Genomic DNA, 19,344 nt, shown 5'->3' with positions numbered 1-19,344 from the left:
TATGTTTGTGTTGGGGTTTGTGTGATTATTTTGGTTGTCCCCTCCCCGCGCCGGCGGCGGGGGGGGGGGGGGGGGCCCCCCCCCCCCCCCCCCGGGGGGGGGGGGGCCCCCCCCCAGAAGAACCCCCTTGCCCGGGCCCCCGTACGCCCGGGCCAGTGAGGTCAGACCTCGCGGCCCAGCCACGCCGCCAAGCGCGCGTACGCATCCGCGCCCGGCCCCGCCTCCCGCACCGCCCCGAACGGCACATCCTCCCCCCGGCTGTCCGCCGGCAGGACCTCCCGGGCGATCGGCAGGATCACCTCCGCCAACTCCTCGTCCAGGGCCAGCGGATGCCCCAGCGCCTGAGACAGATCCCACGTATGCGTCACCGTCTCCATCACATAGCCCCCGACCGCCGCCGCCCCCGGCAGCGCCGTCGCCCACGGCACCGCCACCAGCCCGCCCAGCTTCGCGTCCTGCGACCACGCCGCCGTGAAGCGGGCCCTCGCCTCCTCGTACGCCGCGCTCCAGCCGTCGTCCGCGACGCCGTCCATCCGCGCCGGCACCGACATCCAGTCGCCGCCCTCGCCGATGTGCGCGATCCGGTGCGTACCGCCGACGACATGGGACACCAGCGCCCGTACGTCGTACTCCGTACACGGCGTCGGATCGCCCAGCCGCTCCTGTGTCACGGTCTTCAGCAGGCCCGCGAACTGGTCGGCTGCGCGCTCGTAAAGGGGGCGGGGGTCCTGCATGGTGTTCGTGGCGTTCATGGTGTCCGTCTTCTCCTCATGTCCCGGTCTTGCTGACGGCACGCACTCTGCACGGATAACCTGACACCCACCGTCAAGTTTTCCGGAGACCCTCACACCTGTGAAATCAGACCGGCTGCTCTCGATCCTGCTGCTGCTCCAGACCCGCGGTCTCGTCCCCGCCGCCGAGCTCGCCGAGCGGCTCGAAGTCTCCGTACGCACCATCTACCGCGACATCGAGTCACTCTCCGCCTCCGGCGTCCCCGTCTACGCCGAACGCGGCCGGCACGGCGGCATCGCGCTGCTGCCCGGATTCCGTACCGACGTCACGGGACTGACCGCCGACGAGTCCCGCGCCCTGTTCGTGCTCGCGGCCCAGGGCGCGCACTCCGCGCTCGGCCTCGACGACGCGCTGGGCTCGGCATTGCGCAAGGTCATGGCAGCGCTGCCCGAACCGCACCGGCCCGCCGCCGAGTTGACGAGCCGTCGGATCCTGGTGGATCCGGCCCGCTGGATGCGCGTGGCGCAGCCTGCCGTGGATCTGGACGTGCTGAACTCCGCGGTCTTCACCGACCGGCGGCTGCGGCTGCGCTACCGCCACAGCGGCACGACCGAGCCGCGGACGTACACGCTCGATCCGTACGGGCTCGTCGTCAAGGCGGGCGTCTGGTACCTGGTCGCCGATCACCGGGCCGCGCCCCGGCTGTTCCGGGCCGACCGGGTGCTCGCCGCGACCCTGACCGACGCCCCGGTGCGCCGACGCTCCGGGCAGGAGCTGGCGGACGTCTGGGAGGTGCTGCGCCGTCAGGTCGAGGACCGGCCCGCGGAGGTACGCGTGACCGCGCGGGTGCGGGCGGACCGGCTCGACCTGTTCCTGCGCATCCAGGCGAGTCAACTCGCCGCGGAGCCGGTGCCGGCGGGGGAGTGGGCGCACGTGGAGCTCGCCCTCCCGTCGACGATGGCGGCTCGCGCGCTGCTGGCGTTCGGCGAGAGCGTGGAGGTGCTTTCGCCGCCCGAGGCCCGCGAGGAGCTGGCCCAAGCCGCGGCCGCGGTCGTCGAGTTGTACGGCAACCGCGGGCCCGGTCCGGCCGATGTCGGCGCCCGCGTGCCCCGTCCGGCCGGCGGAGGCGAAGGTGACCGTGCCGTCAGCCCTGCCAGTGACGGCGGGCGTGCCGTCAGTCCAGCCAGTGACGGCGGCCGAGGCTGATCAGCCGCAGTTGACGCCGCGCCAGCGCACCGACCTGCTCCTCCCCCTCCGGACCCGCCTCCAGGAACGTGTACGCGGTCACCACCATGTGGTCCACATACAGCCCCGCCAGCATCATCAGATCCGCCTCGCTCCACCCCGCCGCCTCCGGCTCCCCGGCGAACGCCGCCGCCACCTCCTCGGCGAACCGCCGCAGTTGGGCGTCAATGGCCTCCCGTACAGGCTGCACACCGCCGTACCGCTCGCGTGCGATGAAGCGGACGTGCGCGGGGGATGTCCGCACCAGCTCGGCGATGAGCCCGACGGTCCGGTCGATGCGTACGTCGTCGCCGTTCTCGTCGAGCGCCTCGCCGATCGTGGCGTGCAGACTGCCGAGCGCCTCCTCGACGAGTGCGACGCCGAGGTCGGCCGTGTCCCGGAAGTGCCGGTAGAACGCCGTCGGGGCCACACCCACGGCCCGGGTCACCTCACGCAGTCCGAGGCTGCTCAGACTCTGCTCCTCGAGCAGCTGCAGCGCGGCGTCCAGGAGGGCCTGACGGGTCTTCTGTTTCTGGGCCTGGCGTATCCCGAGGGTGTGACTCATGACATTCAGTAAACAACCGTTCTCTCAAAAAAGGAAGTGTAGACTCGACAGTCAGTGAACAGTCGTACTCTCAAGTGTTCACCGAGAATTCGAAAGGAAGACGATGATCGCCCTCGTCGCAGCGCTTCTCCTGCTGGGAATTCTGCTGGGCGCCGTGGCCCAACTTCCCGTCTCCGTAACCATCGTGGCGTGCTCCGTCATCGGCGCATGGCTGCTCGTCTTCGCCGTGCGTGAGCGTCGCGCACGCCACCACTGACCCGGAAGGAGCAGAACCACCATGCAACTCACCGCTATCGCACGCGCCGCTCGCACCACACGCACGGAGAGCACCCTCGGGGACGCCGACGTCCGGGGCGTCGACCGTGACCCCGACCGTGCCGCGGACCGTTCCAAGACCGAGCCCGAGACCCGGCGCGCGTTGCGCCGGGACGCAGACGGCATGGCCGTCGCCGCCTTCGTACTCGGCCTCGTCGGTCTGCTTGTGATGAACATCCTGCTCGGCCCGATCGCCATCGTGCTGGCGGGACTCGCCCTCTGGCGCGGCACCGCGCGCCGCGGCCGGGCCCTGCTCGGCCTCACCCTCGGCCTCGCCGATCTGGCCGTACTCGCCGTGCTGATCAGCGCGAACGGAACCGTCGTCTGGGGCCTCGGCGACTGACACCGCACCCGGGGGAACGCCTCACAAAGGTCAGGGAAAACCGGGGAAGGCCAGAGAAAGACGGGGAAACCCTGGGGAAATCGGCGCCCGCACGCCCGTGCCCCTCTGCGCCGAGTCCGCGCCCCCGCCGGGCCTCGTAGAATCGTGGCCACCATGGCATACCTCGACCACGCTGCGACCACTCCCATGCTGCCGGAGGCCGTCGAGGCGATGACCGCGCAGCTCACCGTCACCGGCAACGCCTCCGCGCTGCACGCGGCCGGGCGCCGGGCCCGCCGCGCGGTCGAGGAGGCCCGCGAGGCCCTGGCGGACGCGCTCGGCGCGCGGCCCAGCGAGGTGGTCTTCACCTCCGGCGGCACCGAGGCCGACAACCTCGCCGTGAAGGGCCTGTACTGGCAGCGGCGCGACGCCGACCCGGCCAGGACCCGGGTTCTGGCCAGCCCCGTCGAGCATCACGCCGTCCTCGACGCCGTTCACTGGCTGGGCGAGCACGAGGGCGCGACGATCGAGTATCTGCCGGTCGACGCGTACGGACGGGTGCATTCCGAGGCCCTGCGCGAAGCCATCGGGCGCAACCCCGACGATGTCGCGCTCGCCACGGTGATGTGGGCCAACAACGAGATCGGCACCGTGATGCCGGTTGCCGAACTGTCCGCCGTGGCAAGGGAGTTCGACGTCCCCCTGCACGCCGACGCGGTGCAGGCCTTCGGTCAGCTCGATGTCGACTTCGCCGCGTCGGGGCTGGCCGCGATGACCGTGTCCGGGCACAAGATCGGCGGTCCGTACGGCATCGGCGCACTGCTGCTCGGACGCGAGTACACCCCGGTCCCCGTCCTGCACGGCGGCGGCCAGGAGCGCCACGTCCGCTCCGGCACCCTGGACGCCCCTGCGATCGCCTCCTTCGCCGTGGCCGGCCGCATCGCCGCGGAGCGCCGCGAGGAGTTCGCCCGCGAGATCGGCGCCCTGCGCGACGAACTCGTCCAGGCAGTGCGTACGGCGGTCCCGGGCGCGATCCTAGGCGGTGACCCGGACGACCGCCTCCCCGCCAACGCCCACTTCACCTTCCCCGGCTGCGAGGGCGACTCGCTGCTGCTGCTCCTGGACGCGCAGGGCATCGAGTGCTCCACCGGCTCCGCGTGCACCGCCGGAGTCGCCCAGCCCAGCCATGTCCTCCTGGCCACCGGCACCGACCCTGATCTGGCGCGCGGCACGCTGCGCTTCAGCCTCGGGCACACCTCCACGAAGGCGGACGTGGACGCGGTCGCCGAGGCCATCGGCCCGGCGGTGGAGCGGGCCCGTACGGCGGGACTCAGCTAGTCCGTACGCCGGGGCTCGGCCAGTTCCGTACGGCGGGCCCCGGCCCGATTCCGTACGACAGGCTCAGCCGCTGCGCCCCGCGATCTCGCGCGCCCTCGGCAGCGCCTTCCGCACCAGCGCCAGATACCGGTTCCAGTCCCAGTGCGGACCGGGATCCGTGTGGTCCGTCCCCGGCACCTCCACATGCCCGATGATGTGCTCCCGATCCACCGGGATGTCGTACCGCGCACAGATCCTTGCCGTGAGCTGCGCCGACGAGCTGTACATCGCGACCGTGAAGTCGGCAGGCCGGTCCACGAAGCCCTCGTGCTCTATGCCGATGCTGCGTTCGTTGAACGAGCGGTTCCCCGAGTGGAAGGCCACATCCAGCTCGCGGATCATCTGCGCCACATGCCCGTCCTTGCGTACGACGTAGTGCGCCGCCGCCCCGTGCCCCGGGTCCTTGAAGACCTTCAGCGCCGTCAGAAAGCTGCCCTGGACGACATGGATGACCACGCGGTCGATGACATAGTCGTCCGGCCGGTCCGCGAGCCGCCAGTTCGCCCGGGAAGCCGCCGTCCACTCGGCGCCCGGGTAGTCGAGCTCACCCTCCTTGCGCGGCTTCGCCATCCCCGGCAGCCGCCACCAGGCACGTCTCAGCTCGTCCTGCAGCAGCGCACCGGTACCGAGCACCACGGCCCCGCCGCCGATCAGCACGGCACGCCTGCTCGGCCTCCGCCCGCCCCCGCGCTTCGATTCGCTCCCCATGCGATCCACAACGCATACTCGCGAGCTTTCGGTTCCCCGGGCCCCTTACCCTGGTAGAGCTATGACTCCTCAGACTCCCCAGCACCCCCTCCGAGTACTCGCCGCCATGTCGGGCGGCGTGGACTCCGCCGTCGCCGCAGCCCGGGCCGCCGAGGCCGGACACGATGTCACCGGTGTGCACCTCGCGCTCTCCGCGAACCCGCAGTCGTTCCGTACGGGCGCGCGCGGCTGCTGCACCATCGAGGACTCGCGCGACGCCCGCCGCGCCGCGGACGTCATCGGCATCCCGTTCTATGTGTGGGATCTCGCCGAGCGCTTCCGCGAGGACGTGGTCGAGGACTTCATCGCGGAGTACGAGGCGGGCCGCACGCCCAATCCCTGTCTGCGCTGCAACGAGAAGATCAAGTTCGCCGCGCTCCTGGACAAGGCGCTCGCGCTGGGCTTCGACGCAGTGTGCACCGGTCACTACGCGACGGTGATCGTCCGCGAGGACAGCTCGCGCGAGCTGCACCGGGCGTCCGACATGGCCAAGGACCAGTCGTATGTCCTCGGCGTGCTCGACGAGCGACAGCTGGCGCACGCCATGTTCCCGCTCGGCGACACCCTCACCACCAAGGGCGAGATCCGGGCGGAGGCCGAGCGCAGGGGCCTCGCGGTCGCGAAGAAGCCCGACAGCCACGACATCTGCTTCATCGCGGACGGCGACACCCAGGGCTTCCTCGCGAGCCGCCTGGGCACGGCGGAGGGTGACATCGTCGACGAGTCGGGCGCGAAGCTGGGCACGCACGACGGGGCCTTCGGCTTCACCATCGGCCAGCGCAAAGGTCTGCGCATCGGCCACCCCGCCCCTGACGGCAAGCCGCGCTACGTCCTGGACATCTCGCCGGTGAACAACACGGTGACGGTCGGCCCGGTCGAGGCGCTGGACGTCACGGGCCTGACGGCGATCAAGCCCCGCTGGTGCGGGACGGCTCCGGCCGGCCCGGGTACGTACACCGCACAGCTGCGCGCCCACGGCGGCGAGACGCCGGTGACCGCCGAGCTGGTCGGCGACGAGCTCCAGGTCTCCTTCGACGAGCCGGTCCGGGGTGTGGCACCCGGCCAGGCGATCGTGCTGTACGACGGCACGCGGGTGGTCGGCTCGGCGACGATCGCGACCACCGAGCGTGCGGCTGTGTCTGCCGCCTAGGCCCCTGTCCGGCCGATCTTGCCGCACCCACCAGGCGCTCGTCGCTATTCCGTGAAGAACTCGCTCAGCAGCGGGGCCAGCACGTGCGGCGCCACCTCGTGCGTCTGGCCGGTGAGCGTGTGATGCCGGCCGTGCGGCAGGCACTCCGACACCGCGCCGGCCGCGTCCCGCAGCCAGTCCGGGCTCGCGCCGCCGTCCACGACCATCACGCGCTGGGCGATCGTACGCAGCTGCTCGACCGGCACCCGGCCGTCGCCCATCACCTCGTGGTCGTAGGGGAGGGTGTGCGCCACCGCTTCCAGCCCGGCCCACATCGGCGTCTGCCGCATCCCTTCGACCGCCTCCGGCGGCATTCCGGTCCCCGCCAGGAAGAGCGCGAGTGCATCGCCGGGCCGCCCTTCCTGCACCAGCTCACGCAGTCGTGCTGTCCGGCCGGCGCGTCCTTCATGGGCCGCCGGGTCGGTCGTGAACGGCGGTTCGTACACCGAGAACTGGATGATCGGCAGCCCGGCGGCGGCCGCCTTCAGGGCGAGCGCCGCACCCGACGACATGCCGTGCACCGAGGCACTGCCGCCGGCCGCGGCGATGACGGCGGCGAGATCGTCGATCTCGCGCTCCACGGCGTACGGAGCGGTGTCACCGCTCGCGCCACGGCCGCGCCGGTCGTAGGTGAACACGTTGAAGGCCGAGGCGAGGAGCCCGGCCAGCGGCGCATCGCTCGCGGCGGTGCACAGCGCACCGCCGACCAGAACCACCGGCGGCCCGTCGCCCTGCTGCTCGTACGCGATGACCGTGCCGTCACTCGACTTCGCCTTGTTCAGTGCCCTGTTCGTGTTGTCCATAAGAGTGCTGACCGCCGCTCGGCGCGGAACTCATCGCCCCGGCACGAGATTCTTTCCGTCAGTCCTCGACCCGCGGTCAGTCCTGAACGACCTCGGTGTCGTAGAAGCAGAAGTGCCCCTTGATCTCGGCAACATCGTCGATCGGTTCGAGGTAGGCCCAGACCAGATCGGGTGCGTCCGGCAGGGACCAGTAGGAGGCATCGCCCTTGAAGGGACAGTGGGTGTGGTGCTCGGAAGGGGTGAGCAGTTCGGTGCGTACGTCCTCGGGCGGGAGGTAGTATCGGACCGGCAGGCCCGTTTCGCGCAGCAGCAGGGGCCGCCTGCTCTCCGCCAGCACCTGTCCGTCGCGCACGACGCGCACATGGGTCGTGCCCGGCTCCACCGTGATGCGATGTCCACCGCGTGTCTGTGTCATGGCAGTCACAGCGTCGGCGGGCGCGTGTGTTGTTCCCGGCCCGCCTCCGTCGTACCTGCTGTGTACCTGCTGTGCCGTACGTGGACCGTACGGTGGCCTCATGAACGCTCTCTGCCGCTGGCACTGACTGACCTGGTGTTCTTCGCCCAGGACGGCGTTTCGGCGCTCGTCCACCTGGAGGAGTCCGCAGGAGTGCAGTAGTGCGAGCATGTCCCCTATGGCTACACATCTGATCACCGGGGCAGGCTCCGGCATCGGCGCCGCCCTCACGCGTCGTCTGCACGAGCGCGGCGACGAGCTGATCCTGCTGGCGCGCGACGCCGGCCGCGCCAAGGAACTCGCCGCACAGTACGAGGGCGCCCGTACCCTCGTCGCCGACCTGTCGGATCCCGACCGCATCTCCCGGTCGCTCGGCATGCAGCCGATGCCGGACCACCTCGACTCCCTGCTGCACATCGCGGGCATCGTCGACCTCGGCCCGATCGCCGAGCTGCGGCCCAGGACCTGGCACCAGCAGCTCAACGCCAACCTGATTTCGCCCGCCGAACTGACCCGGCTCTTCCTGCCCCAACTGCGCGCCTCCCAGGGCCATGTGCTGTTCGTCAACTCGGGCGCGGGCCTCAAGGCCCATGCGGAATGGGGCGCTTACGCCGCCTCCAAGCACGGCCTCAAGGCGCTCGCCGACTCGCTGCGCGAGGAGGAGCACGCGGGCGGCGTGCGCGTGACCTCGGTCTACCCGGGACGCACCGCCGGCCCCATGCAGGCCAAGGTGCACTCCCAGGAGGGCAAGGAGTACGACGCGTCCCGCTGGATCAACCCGGAGTCGGTGGCCACGACGATCCTGACGGCGCTGGACCTGCCCCGGGATGCCGAGATCAACGACCTGACGGTGCGGCCGGGACGATGAACGCATTCCCCTGGGGCTCCGCCACCGGCGTCGGGTCCATGCCCGGCGGTGACGCCCGCGAGGCCGCCAAGACCGTCGCCGGCTCCGTCGAGGACTTCCCCCACCTGCCCGAGCTCCCCGCCCGTGGGCCCGGTGCCGACATGATCGGGCGCAGCATCGGGCTGCTCGTCGAGATGTACGCGCATGTCGAGCCCAGCGGCTGGCGGATCAGCGACCGGCCGGGGCGCGACACCCGGCGCGCCCACTCCTGGCTCGGCGAGGACCTCGACGCGCTGGAGGAGTTCACCCAGGGGTACGAGGGCACGCTGAAGGTGCAGGCGGTGGGGCCCTGGACGCTCGCCGCCGCGCTGGAGCTGCGGGGCGGCGAGGCCGCGCTGGGCGACCCCTGTGCCGTACGGGATCTCGCGGGCTCGCTCGCGGAGGGGCTGCGGTCACATCTGGCGGACGTACGCCGCCGGGTGCCCGGCGCCCGTGTTGTGCTGCAGCTCGACGAGCCGTCGCTCACCGCCGTACTGCGCGGACAGATCAGGACCGCCAGCGGGTATCGCACGCACCGGGCGGTGGACCGCCAGATCGTCGAAGGAACGCTGCGGGATGTGATCGGCGTGAGCGACGATCCGGTCGTCGTCCACTCCTGCGCGCCGGACGTGCCCTTCGCGCTGCTGCGCCGGGCCGGGGCCGCGGGCGTCTCGTTCGATTTCGGCTTGCTCACCGAACGTGACGATGAACAGATCGGTGAGGCGGTCGAGGGCGGTACCAAGCTGTTCGCGGGCGTCGTGCCGTCCACCGACGCTCCATTGTCAGACCCTGCCGGTAGCGTCATGGGTGTGAGGACGCTGTGGCGCAGGTTGGGGCTGAATCCGGGGACTCTCACCGAGTCCGTCGTGATCACCCCGGCGTGCGGCCTCGCGGGTGCCTCGCCTGCGTACGCACGCGCGGCGCTCGCCCACTGCGTCCGGGCCGCGAGATCGCTCGCAGACAACCCTGAGTAACGGGAGGACGAGACGGTGGCTGTCGAACAGCAAGGGTCTGTGCCCGCCGAGGCACGGGAGAAGCATGCCCAGCTGGCCGAGCAGGTCGAAGAGCACCGCTTCCGGTACTACGTGAACGCCCAACCGGTCATCAGCGACGCCGAGTTCGACAAGCTGCTGCGCGAGCTGGAGGCGCTGGAGGACACGTATCCGGAGCTGCGTACGCCCGACTCGCCGACCCAGAAGGTCGCCGGGCAGTACGAGACGGAGTTCGGCGCGGTCGAGCACCGCGAGCGGATGCTCTCCCTCGACAACGCCTTCGACGAGGCGGAGCTCACCGCCTGGGCCGAGCGCATCGCGCGCGACCTCGGCTCGCAGGAGTACCACTTCCTGTGCGAGCTCAAGGTCGACGGCCTCGCCGTGAACCTGACGTACGAGAAGGGCCGGCTGACCCGCGCGGCGACCCGGGGCGACGGCCGCGTCGGCGAGGACATCACCCCCAATGTCCGCACGATCGCGGACATCCCGGACAGGCTGCAGGGTGACCGCATCCCGGATCTCGTGGAGATCCGCGGCGAGGTCTACTTCCCGATGGAGAAGTTCGAGGAGCTCAACGCCCGCCTGGTCGAGGCCGGTGACAAGCCCTTCGCCAACCCGCGCAACGCCGCGGCGGGTTCGCTGCGCCAGAAGGACCCGAGGGTCACGGCGACCCGCCCGCTGCGCATGGTCGTGCACGGCATCGGTGCGCGCGCGGGTTTCGACATCGAGCGCCTGTCGGCGGCCTACGACCTGCTGCGCGAGTGGGGCCTGCCCACCGCCCGGCACAACAAGGTCGTGGACTCGCTGGAGGCTGTACGGGAGTTCATCGCCTACTTCGGCGAGAACCGCCACTCGGTGGAGCACGAGATCGACGGTGTGGTCGTCAAGCTCGACGAGATTCCGCTCCAGGGGCGGCTCGGCTCCACCTCGCGCGCACCGCGCTGGGCGATCGCGTGGAAGTACGCCCCGGAGGAGGTCAACACCAAGCTGGTCAACATCCGCGTGGGCGTCGGCCGCACCGGGCGCGTCACACCGTATGCGCAGGTCGAGCCGGTCACGGTCGCGGGCTCCGAGGTCGAGTTCGCCACCCTGCACAACCAGGACGTGGTCAAGGCCAAGGGCGTCCTGATCGGCGACACGGTGGTGCTGCGCAAGGCCGGCGACGTCATTCCGGAAATCCTCGGTCCGGTCGTGGATCTGCGGGACGGCAGCGAGCGGGAGTTCGTGATGCCGTCCGAGTGCCCCGAGTGCGGGACGGCGCTGCGGCCGATGAAGGAGGGCGACGTCGATCTGCGCTGCCCCAACGCCCGCTCCTGCCCCGCCCAGTTGCGTGAACGTCTCTTCTATCTGGCCGGCCGCAAGTCGCTGGACATCGAGAACTTCGGCTATGTGGCGGCGGCCGCGCTCACCAAGCCGCTGGAGCCGGCGACGCCGCCGCTGACCGACGAGGGCGATCTGTTCGACCTCACCATCGAGCAGCTGCTGCCCATCGAGGCGTATGTCCTGGACCAGGACAGCGGACTGCCCAAGCGCGACCCGAAGACCGGTGAGGAGAAGGTCGCGAGGGTCTTCGCCAACAAGGAGGGCGAGCCGAAGAAGAACGCCCTGGCGATGCTGGAGAACATCGCGGCGGCCAAGGAGCGACCGCTGGCCCGGATCATCACGGGCCTTTCCATCCGTCATGTCGGCCCGGTCGCGGCCGAGGCGCTGGCCCGGGAGTTCCGGTCGATCGATCGGATCGAGCAGGCCACCGAGGAGGAGCTGGCGGCGGTCGACGGAGTGGGCGACATCATCGCGGCCTCGGTCAAGCAGTGGTTCGCGGAGGACTGGCACCGCGAGATCCTGCGCAAGTGGCGGGCTGCGGGCGTGCGTATGGAGGAAGAGGGCGCGGGCGAGGACGAGGGGCCGCGGCCGCTGGAAGGACTCACCGTCGTCGTCACCGGCACCCTGGAGAACTACACCAGGGATGGCGCAAAAGAAGCCCTCCAGAGCCTCGGAGCAAAAGTGGCCGGTTCCGTTTCGAAGAAAACGGCCTTTGTCGTGGTCGGGGACAACCCCGGTTCCAAGTACGACAAGGCGATGCAGCTGAAGGTGCCGGTTCTGGACGAGGACGGCTTCGTCGTACTCCTCGAACAGGGCCCGGATGCGGCACGTGAGGCCGCTGTGCCTGCAGAGGCGTAACGGAGGGGGCGTGCGCGGGGCTTGGGAGGGGCTCGTACGGGGAGCCGGAGGGGGCGCACGGGACGGGAACCAGACGCGGGTTTCGGCCCTCGAACGACCGGTACAGGTCACCCGTTCAGCGCATACCAGATGGATAAGGGTGGCCGGGTCGCATTCGGGCAAGAGCTGTAGAGCGCTGCCCGTCCGAGCCCCCTGCGGCCTACTGTTGAGATGTGCGCCTGTCGTGCACGGCTGCGTGGTGGGATTTCAGTCGTGGTGGCATGACAACGAGGGCCATCGCGAGGCATCGGCACCGCCGGCTGTGAGAGGGACGGGAATGAAACCGACCGAGAGCACCGCCACGGTCTCACGGCCGCGTGGATTCGCGGCCCTTGCCGGCCTGACGCCGGGTCTGCCCGTCGCCGCCGTCGTATGTGCCGCCGTCCTGCTCACCCTTGGCGTCGTCAGCACACTCAAGGAAGGCCAGGCGCTGTTTCCCGGCGCCACGGTGGGCTGGTCGCTCGCCGTCCTCACCGGGATCATCGTCGGGCATCTGGTCGCGCTCGGCCGGGACCGCTGGTGGGGTGGCACCGGCTCCGGCGCCGCCCTGACCCTCGCCGTCCTGCTGCTCTTCGGCTGGGTACCTGCCGGACTGGTCAGCCTGGCCGTCGTGGCCCTCGTCGGCGCGGCCCGCCGACACCGCTGGCGCCAGGGCGTGTTGCACGGCTCCGTGGACATCATCGGCATCGGCGCCGCCGCCCTCGTCCTGGCCGTCTTCTCGGTGGAGCCGAGCGTCGAGGAGCCCTGGTCGCCACTCGAATGGAGTATCGCGGCCGCACCGGGAGTCGTGCTGGCGGCCACCTCCTATCTCGCGGTGACCCGGCTGCTGCTGTGGTATGTGCTGGCGCCGCAGGGCGGGGGCCTGCCCACCGTCGCCCGTACAGCCCTGCTCAGGCAGGGTCTCGTCGCGGTCGCTCTGCTCGGTATCGCCCCGCTGATCTGCGTTGTCGCGGTCGCCCTGCCACTGATGCTGCCGCTGTTCGCCGTGCCGCTGATCGCGCTGGACTCCACGCTGTGGATCGCCCGGGCCAGAGCCGAGGAGCAGCTGCGCGACCCGCTGACCGGGCTGCCGAACCGGCAGTGGCTCCTTGAGCGGACCTGGTCGGCCCTGGAGGACGCGGAGGGCAGCGGTGCGCGTTCGGCTCTCGTACTGATCGACCTCGACCGCTTCCGTTCCGTCAATGACACGCTCGGCCATCTCGCGGGCGACCGGCTGCTGTTGCAGATAGCCGACCGGCTGCGACTCGCGCTGCCGCGCGGCGCGGAGGCGGCCAGGCTCGGCGGCGACGAGTTCGCCGTACTGCTCCCGACCGCGGACTCCACCACCAGCGCCCAGCGCGTCGCCCGGCATCTGGTGGCCGAGCTCTCCTCGCCCCTCGACCTCGACGGGCTCACGCTCGTCCTGGAGGCGAGCGCCGGCGTCGCCGTCTTCCCCGAGCACGCGCTGGACGCGGAGGGGCTGCTGCGGCGCGCGGACGTCGCGATGTACCAGGCGAAGCGGGACCGTACGGGCGTGGAGGTGTACGAGTCCAAGCGGGACAGCAACACCCCAGACCGGCTCGGCCTGCTCGGCGATCTGCGCCGGGCTCTGGACGCCGGCGACGTGGAGCTCCACTACCAGCCCAAGGTGCGCTTCGACGGTCATGTCGCGGGACTCGAGGCGCTGGTCCGCTGGGTGCACCCGGAACGCGGTCGGGTCCCCCCGGACGAGTTCATCGCCATCGCCGAGTCCTCCGGTCTGATGCCGCATCTGACGGAGTACGTGCTCGACACGGCCCTCGCCCAGGTGGCGAAGTGGCGTGCGCAGGGCCTGAACGTGCCGGTCGCCGTGAATGTCTCGCCCCGCGACGTCCACACCCCCGGCTTTGCCGGATCCGTCGCCGCCCGCCTCGCCCGGCACGGCGTCCCGGCGGGCTCCCTCCAGCTGGAGATAACGGAACACGTGCTGCTCGAGGACCCGCAGCGGGCCGCCGACACCCTCGCCGGGCTGACCGACCACGGCGTGAAGATGTCGCTGGACGACTTCGGCACCGGGTACTCCTCCCTGGTGCATCTGCGCCGTCTTCCGGTCAGCGAGCTCAAGATCGACCGTTCCTTCGTGGCCCGGCTGGCCGTCGACACCGAGGACGCGGAGATCGTCCGCTGCACCGTCGACCTGGCGCACTCGCTCGGCCTGATGGTGGTCGCCGAGGGTGTCGAGGACGACGAGACCTGGGAGCGGCTGCGTGATCTGGGCTGCGACGCCGTACAGGGCTGGCTGGTCGCGGCCGCGATGCCGCCGCAGGAGACCACGGCATGGCTGCGGGCCAGGGGCGAGCGCGGCTGGCACCGCCCGGCCGAGCTGGCCGCCGCGTCGGACGCGGACGAGCCGTCCAGCCAGGTCGTTCCCTGACGCTGCGGGCACCACGGAAGCCGGCGAAGGGCCCGGTTTGATGCCGGTCCGGGGCCGGGTCGGAAGCCGGTGCAGGGCCGGTTTGATGCCGGGGGCAGGGCCCGGTCTCATAACCGTTTCGTGGGCAGGGCCCCGCGCCCCATAGGATTGGGGCCAAACACACACACTCACCCCTGAGGATCGCTGCATGCCTGGCATTACGCGCGAGGAGGTCGCCCACCTCGCCCGGCTGGCGCGTCTGGAGCTGTCCGGCGACGAGCTCGACCACTTCGCCGGACAGCTCGACGACATCATCGGCGCGGTCGCCCGCGTATCCGAGGTCGCCGACCAAGACGTACCCCCGACCTCGCACCCGCTGCCGCTGACCAATGTCATGCGCGCGGACGAGGTCCGTCCGTCGCTCACCCCCGAGCAGGCGCTCTCCTGCGCCCCGGCCCAGGAGCAGCAGCGTTTCAAGGTGCCGCAGATCCTGGGGGAGGACTAATCACCATGACGGACATCATCAAGCTCACCGCGGCCGAGATCGCGGCGAAGATCGCCGCCGGCGAGCTCGCCGCCGTCGAGGTCGCCGAGGCCCATCTGGCCCGGATCGAGGCCGTCGACGAGAAGGTCCACGCCTTCCTGCACATCGACCGCGAGGGCGCGCTCGCGCAGGCCCGCGCCGTCGACGCCAAGCGCGAGGCGGGCGAGAAGCTCGGCCCGCTGGCCGGCGTTCCGCTCGCGCTCAAGGACATCTTCACCACCGAGGGCATCCCGACGACGGTGGGCTCCAAGATCCTCGAGGGCTGGATCCCGCCGTACGACGCCACCCTGACGCGCAAGCTGAAGGAAGCAGACGTCGTCATCCTCGGCAAGACCAACATGGACGAGTTCGCCATGGGGTCGTCGACCGAGAACAGTGCGTACGGGCCGACCGGCAACCCCTGGGACCTGACCCGGATCCCCGGCGGCTCCGGTGGCGGATCCAGCGCCGCCCTCGCTTCGTACCAGGCCCCGCTCGCCATCGGCACGGACACCGGCGGCTCGATCCGCCAGCCCGCCGCCGTCACCGGCACGGTCGGCGTCAAGCCCACCTACGGCGGGGTGTCCCGCTACGGCATGGTTGCCTTCTCGTCCTCCCTGGACCAGGGCGGCCCGTGCGCCCGTACGGTCCTGGACGCGGCCCTGCTGCACGAGGTCATCGCCGGTCACGACCCGCTCGACTCGACGTCCATCGACGCCCCGGTCCCGCCGGTCGTCGAGGCCGCGAAGAACGGCTCGGTCGCCGGCATGCGCGTCGGTGTCGTCAAGCAGTTCCGCGGCGAGGGCTACCAGGCCGGTGTCGTGCAGCGCTTCGACGAGTCCGTCGCGTTGCTGCGCGAGCTGGGCGCCGAGATCGTCGAGCTGGACTGTCCGTCCTTCGACCTGGCGCTCTCCGCGTACTACCTGATCGCGCCGTCCGAGTGCTCCTCCAACCTGGCCCGCTTCGACGCCATGCGCTACGGCCTGCGGGTCGGCGACGACGGCACGAAGTCCGCCGAGGAGGTCACCGCGCTGACCCGTGAGGCGGGCTTCGGCGACGAGGTCAAGCGCCGCATCATGCTCGGCACGTACGCCCTCAGCTCCGGCTACTACGACGCGTACTACGGCTCCGCGCAGAAGGTGCGCACGCTCATCACCAGGGACTTCGAGAAGGCCTTCGAGCAGGTCGACGTGATCGTCTCGCCGACCACGCCGACCACCGCCTTCCCCATCGGCGAGCGCGCCGACGACCCGATGGCGATGTACCTCGCGGACCTGTGCACCATCCCGACCAACCTGGCCGGCAACTCCGCGATGTCGCTGCCCTGCGGCCTCGCGCCGGAGGACGGCCTGCCGGTCGGACTGCAGATCATCGCCCCCGCCATGAAGGACGACCGGCTGTACAGGGTCGGCGCGGCCGTCGAGGCGGCTTTCGTGGAAAAGTGGGGCCACCCGCTGCTCGAGGAGGCTCCGTCGCTGTGAGTAAGGCACTGACCAAGGCAAAGGGCTTCAAGAAGTCCAAGACCGGGACGTATCTGTCGATCGGCACCACCGCCTTCGGCGCGATCAGCGTCGCCAAGCAGGCCAAGAAGGCCCGCAACGAGGGCGACACGCTCCGGCTGATCGACGCCGTCATCTCTGCCGCCGCCATCGCCACCGGCGTCGCACTGCTCGTACGCGAGCTGAAGCGCCTGGGCGACGACGACGTCCTGCTGGGCTGAGAGGGAAAGTTTCACCGTGACCGTCACTGAACTGGTGTCGTACGAGGACGCCCTCGCTGCTTACGACCCCGTCATGGGCCTCGAGGTCCATGTCGAACTCGGTACCAAGACCAAGATGTTCTGCGGCTGTTCGACCGAGCTGGGCGCCGAGCCCAACTCGCAGACCTGCCCGACCTGCCTCGGTCTGCCCGGCTCGCTCCCGGTCGTCAACGAGATCGCCGTCGAGTCGGCCGTCAAGATCGGCCTCGCGCTGAACTGCGAGATCGCCGAGTGGTGCCGCTTCGCCCGGAAGAACTACTTCTATCCGGACATGCCGAAGAACTTCCAGACCTCGCAGTACGACGAGCCGATCGCCTTCAACGGCTATCTGGACGTCCAGCTGGAGGACGGCGAGGTCTTCCGTGTGGAGATCGAGCGCGCGCACATGGAGGAGGACACCGGCAAGTCGACACACGTCGGCGGTGCCACCGGCCGAATCCACGGTGCGTCCCACTCGCTGCTGGACTACAACCGCGCCGGCATTCCGCTGATCGAGATCGTCACCAAGCCGATCGAGGGCGCGGGCGAGCGTGCGCCGGAGGTCGCCAAGGCGTACGTGGCCGAGCTGCGCGAGCTCATCAAGGCGCTCGGCGTCTCCGAGGCGCGCATGGAGCAGGGCCAGATGCGCTGCGACGTGAACCTGTCGCTGCGCCCGCACGGCGTCGAGAAGTTCGGCACGCGCTCCGAGACGAAGAACGTCAACTCCCTTCGTTCGGTGGAGCGTGCGGCCCGCTTCGAGGTCCAGCGCCATGCCGCGGTGCTCTCGTCCGGCGGCACGATCGTGCAGGAAACCCGTCACTTCCACGAGGAGGACGGCTCCACGACGTCGGGCCGGGTGAAGGAGGAGGCCGAGGACTACCGGTACTTCCCGGAGCCCGACCTCGTCCCGGTGGCCCCCGCGCGCGAGTGGGTCGAGGAGCTGCGTGCCTCGCTGCCCGAGCTGCCGCGGGTGCGCCGGAACCGGCTGCGCGAGGAGTGGGGCATCTCGGAGCACGACATGCAGTCGATCCTCAACGCGGGTGCGGTCGACCTGATCGTCGCCACGATCGAGGCGGGCGCGGATGCGGCGTCCGCGCGCAAGTGGTGGATGGGCGAGCTGGCCCGCCGCTCCAACGAGGACGGCGTCGAGCTCGCCTCGCTCCCGATCACGCCGGCGCAGGTGGCCCGGGTGGCCGAGCTGGTCGCTGCCGGAGACCTCAACGACAAGCTGGCCCGTCAGGTCATCGAGGGCGTCCTCGCGGGCGAGGGCGACCCGGACACCGTCGTCGAGAAGCGCGGTCTGAAGGTCGTCTCGGACGAGGGTGCGCTCGGAGCGGCCGTCGACGAGGCGATCGCGGGCAACGCGGCGGTCGCCGACAAGATCCGTGGCGGCAAGGTCGCGGCGGTCGGCGCGCTGGTGGGCGCGGTCATGAAGACGACCCGCGGCCAGGCGGACGCCGCGCGTGTGAAGGAACTGATCCTGCAGAAGCTGGGCGTCGAGGGCTGACGCGAGGCGGTCGAGGGCAGACGGAGGCGGCTTGCACCGGAAGGTGCGGGCCGCCTCTGCTGTGGGGCGGCGGGCGCGGGTTTCCTGTGGGCGGCGGGCTCCGTCGAGCGCTGCGCCCATCTGTACGTCCTGTGCCCGCTGTACGTCCGGCGCTCGGCTCGCGCTGTATACGGCGCCGGATCGGCGGACCGCCGCGGCCGGGGTCCGTCTCCGCCGGGGCACGCAGTCCCCGGCCCGCATTCCGCACGATGTCGCGCCTGCGCGTCCGGGCCCCGTGACGACCGTGTCCGTACGGCATCGGCCCCGCGGTCAGCTCAGTGGCGTATGCCCAAGCCCGGGAGCCACAGCTCGCCGCGGTCCTTGCAGCTCGCGTCCCTCGCGCGCAGTTCGTCCGGCTCCTTTGTGCCGCGGGCCCGCAGTTCCGTGATGGCCAGGTGGGCCACCGCGGCGGCCTCCTGGCGGTCCGGCTCCGGGAAGTCCGTCTGCCACCAGCCGCGGTCGCGGGACTGCCAGCCGCGTGAGTGCATCAGCTGCGCGCGCTCCGGGCTGTCCTCGCCGTCCCGGTCGTCGACCGAGATGTGCAGCCCGTCCGCCAGGGCGTACGAGATGAGCAGCTGCCGGCCGCGGTCCGCCGAGCTGTACACGCTGAAGCTCGCCCAGTCGTCGCCGACCTGCACCGCAAGCTGCTCCACCCATGCCGCGAGGAGCAACTCCAGCGCGCTCTGGAAATGTTCGAGGCAGGACGCCAGCCGGCCCCCCGGCAGCTCGATGGGGCGCTCGCCCGGACCGCTGCGGTCCAACTGCCAGGTGTACGGCAGCAGATCGAAGTCGTGCGGCTCGCTCGCCGACCACGCGCCGCCCCACTCGAACGACCGCCGCTCATCGCCTTCCAGGTCGTCCGTGCGGTGGACCGACAGCTGGGCCCGGTGGTAGGAGCCCGCGAGCAGGACCACCCTTCTGCAGTTCCGCCAGCGGACGTTGGGACCCTCCGCCGAGCCGCCGTACAACGTCGGCTCGCCGATCCGCGCCACTATCGCGCCGTACACCTGACGAAACGCCTCCCGCCGCTCGCGCAGCGAGGCCCCCGGCTCGTACGCGAGCACCTGGACAGGCTCACTGCCGAAGTAGAGATCGGGCGCGTCATGGAACGCCAGGGCGAACTCCGCGGCGTCGCCAAGCGAAAGCATCGGTTGGTTGGTCCCCGTGTTTTCCATGTCACTCATCGTGCCAGCCGCCACCGACATCGCCTGCCGCTCGCTTGGGGATTTACGCCTCTGGAACCTGCAGGGGTGAGTTCAGGACAGATTCAGGACAGATTCAGGACAACGGCGGGAGGCGTCGCGGACATCGTTGTCGCCCAACGGCCGCCGGACCACGGT

At 70.7% G+C, this 19,344-nt stretch carries 19 protein-coding genes; 13 read left to right on the top strand and 6 right to left on the bottom strand.

Annotated features, from left to right (window positions below):
* Positions 1–161: 161 nt before the first annotated feature.
* On the bottom strand, positions 162–752 hold the full coding sequence (locus ACI2LP_RS09395) for a TIGR03086 family metal-binding protein (RefSeq protein ID WP_404723923.1): 591 nt from the start codon (positions 750–752) through the stop codon (positions 162–164).
* 100 nt (positions 753–852) lie between these two features.
* On the opposite strand from ACI2LP_RS09395, the gene ACI2LP_RS09390 reads away from it, so the two are divergent.
* Positions 853–1,938 carry a helix-turn-helix transcriptional regulator gene (locus tag ACI2LP_RS09390; RefSeq protein ID WP_404723922.1) on the top strand — a complete coding sequence of 362 codons (1,086 nt, stop codon included), beginning with the start codon at positions 853–855 and terminating at the stop codon, positions 1,936–1,938.
* Here the strand turns inward: ACI2LP_RS09390 and ACI2LP_RS09385 are convergent.
* A complete protein-coding gene (locus ACI2LP_RS09385) occupies positions 1,907–2,521 on the bottom strand; it encodes a TetR family transcriptional regulator (RefSeq protein ID WP_404723921.1) in 615 nt (204 codons plus the stop codon). The genes ACI2LP_RS09390 and ACI2LP_RS09385 overlap by 32 nt on opposite strands.
* A gap of 103 nt (positions 2,522–2,624) precedes the next feature.
* Between ACI2LP_RS09385 and ACI2LP_RS09380 the strand changes: the two genes are divergently transcribed.
* The 3 genes from ACI2LP_RS09380 (at position 2,625) to ACI2LP_RS09370 (ending at position 4,496) form a co-directional block, all read left to right on the top strand.
* Complete coding sequence (locus tag ACI2LP_RS09380) at positions 2,625–2,777, top strand: hypothetical protein (RefSeq protein WP_360881202.1); 153 nt, start codon at positions 2,625–2,627, stop codon at positions 2,775–2,777.
* Positions 2,778–2,798: 21 nt separating this feature from the next.
* Positions 2,799–3,179, top strand: coding sequence for a hypothetical protein (locus ACI2LP_RS09375; protein WP_404723920.1), 381 nt, complete (start codon positions 2,799–2,801; stop codon positions 3,177–3,179).
* Positions 3,180–3,332: 153 nt separating this feature from the next.
* Positions 3,333–4,496, top strand: coding sequence for a cysteine desulfurase family protein (locus tag ACI2LP_RS09370; RefSeq protein ID WP_404723919.1), 1,164 nt, complete (start codon positions 3,333–3,335; stop codon positions 4,494–4,496).
* Between the two features lie 63 nt (positions 4,497–4,559).
* Here the strand turns inward: ACI2LP_RS09370 and ACI2LP_RS09365 are convergent, their stop codons facing one another.
* Positions 4,560–5,243, bottom strand: coding sequence for an N-acetylmuramoyl-L-alanine amidase (locus ACI2LP_RS09365; RefSeq protein ID WP_404723918.1), 684 nt, complete (start codon positions 5,241–5,243; stop codon positions 4,560–4,562).
* A 61-nt stretch (positions 5,244–5,304) separates the two neighbouring features.
* Between ACI2LP_RS09365 and mnmA the strand changes: the two genes are divergently transcribed.
* The gene (gene mnmA, locus ACI2LP_RS09360; RefSeq protein ID WP_404723917.1) at positions 5,305–6,432 is read left to right on the top strand and encodes a tRNA 2-thiouridine(34) synthase MnmA; all 1,128 of its coding nucleotides are present in this window, start codon (positions 5,305–5,307) and stop codon (positions 6,430–6,432) included.
* Positions 6,433–6,476: 44 nt separating this feature from the next.
* On the opposite strand, the gene ACI2LP_RS09355 is transcribed toward mnmA, so the two are convergent.
* Complete coding sequence (locus tag ACI2LP_RS09355; RefSeq protein WP_404723916.1) at positions 6,477–7,274, bottom strand: alpha/beta fold hydrolase; 798 nt, start codon at positions 7,272–7,274, stop codon at positions 6,477–6,479.
* A gap of 76 nt (positions 7,275–7,350) precedes the next feature.
* Positions 7,351–7,689, bottom strand: coding sequence for a DUF427 domain-containing protein (locus tag ACI2LP_RS09350; RefSeq protein ID WP_404723915.1), 339 nt, complete (start codon positions 7,687–7,689; stop codon positions 7,351–7,353).
* Positions 7,690–7,906: 217 nt separating this feature from the next.
* Here ACI2LP_RS09350 and ACI2LP_RS09345 point away from each other — a divergent pair, with 217 nt between their 5' ends.
* The 8 genes from ACI2LP_RS09345 (at position 7,907) to gatB (ending at position 17,965) form a co-directional block, all read left to right on the top strand.
* Positions 7,907–8,596: an SDR family oxidoreductase gene (locus ACI2LP_RS09345; protein WP_404723914.1), complete on the top strand. Its 690-nt coding sequence runs from the start codon at positions 7,907–7,909 to the stop codon at positions 8,594–8,596.
* Positions 8,593–9,588, top strand: a complete 996-nt coding sequence (locus tag ACI2LP_RS09340; protein WP_404723913.1) for a methionine synthase — start codon at positions 8,593–8,595, stop codon at positions 9,586–9,588. The genes ACI2LP_RS09345 and ACI2LP_RS09340 overlap by 4 nt, the downstream gene beginning before the upstream one ends.
* 15 nt (positions 9,589–9,603) lie before the next feature.
* On the top strand, positions 9,604–11,787 hold the full coding sequence (gene ligA / locus ACI2LP_RS09335) for an NAD-dependent DNA ligase LigA (protein ID WP_404723912.1): 2,184 nt from the start codon (positions 9,604–9,606) through the stop codon (positions 11,785–11,787).
* Between the two features lie 316 nt (positions 11,788–12,103).
* A complete protein-coding gene (locus ACI2LP_RS09330; protein WP_404723911.1) occupies positions 12,104–14,218 on the top strand; it encodes a putative bifunctional diguanylate cyclase/phosphodiesterase in 2,115 nt (704 codons plus the stop codon).
* 187 nt (positions 14,219–14,405) lie between these two features.
* Positions 14,406–14,702 carry an Asp-tRNA(Asn)/Glu-tRNA(Gln) amidotransferase subunit GatC gene (gene gatC / locus ACI2LP_RS09325; protein WP_360881180.1) on the top strand — a complete coding sequence of 99 codons (297 nt, stop codon included), beginning with the start codon at positions 14,406–14,408 and terminating at the stop codon, positions 14,700–14,702.
* Between the two features lie 5 nt (positions 14,703–14,707).
* Positions 14,708–16,201 (top strand): Asp-tRNA(Asn)/Glu-tRNA(Gln) amidotransferase subunit GatA, encoded by a 1,494-nt coding sequence (gene gatA / locus ACI2LP_RS09320; RefSeq protein WP_404723910.1) that lies wholly within the window; start codon positions 14,708–14,710, stop codon positions 16,199–16,201.
* On the top strand, positions 16,198–16,440 hold the full coding sequence (locus ACI2LP_RS09315; RefSeq protein WP_360881176.1) for a hypothetical protein: 243 nt from the start codon (positions 16,198–16,200) through the stop codon (positions 16,438–16,440). Before gatA ends, ACI2LP_RS09315 begins: the two co-directional genes overlap by 4 nt.
* A gap of 16 nt (positions 16,441–16,456) precedes the next feature.
* Positions 16,457–17,965 carry an Asp-tRNA(Asn)/Glu-tRNA(Gln) amidotransferase subunit GatB gene (gene gatB, locus ACI2LP_RS09310; protein WP_404723909.1) on the top strand — a complete coding sequence of 503 codons (1,509 nt, stop codon included), beginning with the start codon at positions 16,457–16,459 and terminating at the stop codon, positions 17,963–17,965.
* A 314-nt stretch (positions 17,966–18,279) separates the two neighbouring features.
* Here gatB and ACI2LP_RS09305 read toward each other — a convergent pair whose 3' ends face one another.
* Complete coding sequence (locus ACI2LP_RS09305) at positions 18,280–19,188, bottom strand: hypothetical protein (RefSeq protein WP_404723908.1); 909 nt, start codon at positions 19,186–19,188, stop codon at positions 18,280–18,282.
* Between the last annotated feature and the right edge of the window lie 156 nt (positions 19,189–19,344).

Source organism: Streptomyces sp. NPDC019890, from assembly GCF_044903445.1.
Lineage (GTDB): Bacteria > Actinomycetota > Actinomycetes > Streptomycetales > Streptomycetaceae > Streptomyces.
Note: the sequence above shows the minus strand (reverse complement) of the source record. Positions and strands in the feature narration are given on the sequence as shown.

Coding starts and splice junctions, on each gene's coding strand:
- ACI2LP_RS09395 (WP_404723923.1), bottom strand. CDS start 752: ATGAACGCCACGAACACCATGCAGGACCCCCGCCCCCTTTACGAGCGC.
- ACI2LP_RS09385 (WP_404723921.1), bottom strand. CDS start 2,521: ATGAGTCACACCCTCGGGATACGCCAGGCCCAGAAACAGAAGACCCGT.
- ACI2LP_RS09380 (WP_360881202.1), top strand. CDS start 2,625: ATGATCGCCCTCGTCGCAGCGCTTCTCCTGCTGGGAATTCTGCTGGGC.
- ACI2LP_RS09375 (WP_404723920.1), top strand. CDS start 2,799: ATGCAACTCACCGCTATCGCACGCGCCGCTCGCACCACACGCACGGAG.
- ACI2LP_RS09370 (WP_404723919.1), top strand. CDS start 3,333: ATGGCATACCTCGACCACGCTGCGACCACTCCCATGCTGCCGGAGGCC.
- ACI2LP_RS09365 (WP_404723918.1), bottom strand. CDS start 5,243: ATGGGGAGCGAATCGAAGCGCGGGGGCGGGCGGAGGCCGAGCAGGCGT.
- mnmA (WP_404723917.1), top strand. CDS start 5,305: ATGACTCCTCAGACTCCCCAGCACCCCCTCCGAGTACTCGCCGCCATG.
- ACI2LP_RS09355 (WP_404723916.1), bottom strand. CDS start 7,274: ATGGACAACACGAACAGGGCACTGAACAAGGCGAAGTCGAGTGACGGC.
- ACI2LP_RS09350 (WP_404723915.1), bottom strand. CDS start 7,689: ATGACACAGACACGCGGTGGACATCGCATCACGGTGGAGCCGGGCACG.
- ACI2LP_RS09345 (WP_404723914.1), top strand. CDS start 7,907: ATGGCTACACATCTGATCACCGGGGCAGGCTCCGGCATCGGCGCCGCC.
- ACI2LP_RS09340 (WP_404723913.1), top strand. CDS start 8,593: ATGAACGCATTCCCCTGGGGCTCCGCCACCGGCGTCGGGTCCATGCCC.
- ACI2LP_RS09330 (WP_404723911.1), top strand. CDS start 12,104: ATGAAACCGACCGAGAGCACCGCCACGGTCTCACGGCCGCGTGGATTC.
- gatC (WP_360881180.1), top strand. CDS start 14,406: ATGCCTGGCATTACGCGCGAGGAGGTCGCCCACCTCGCCCGGCTGGCG.
- gatA (WP_404723910.1), top strand. CDS start 14,708: ATGACGGACATCATCAAGCTCACCGCGGCCGAGATCGCGGCGAAGATC.
- ACI2LP_RS09305 (WP_404723908.1), bottom strand. CDS start 19,188: ATGAGTGACATGGAAAACACGGGGACCAACCAACCGATGCTTTCGCTT.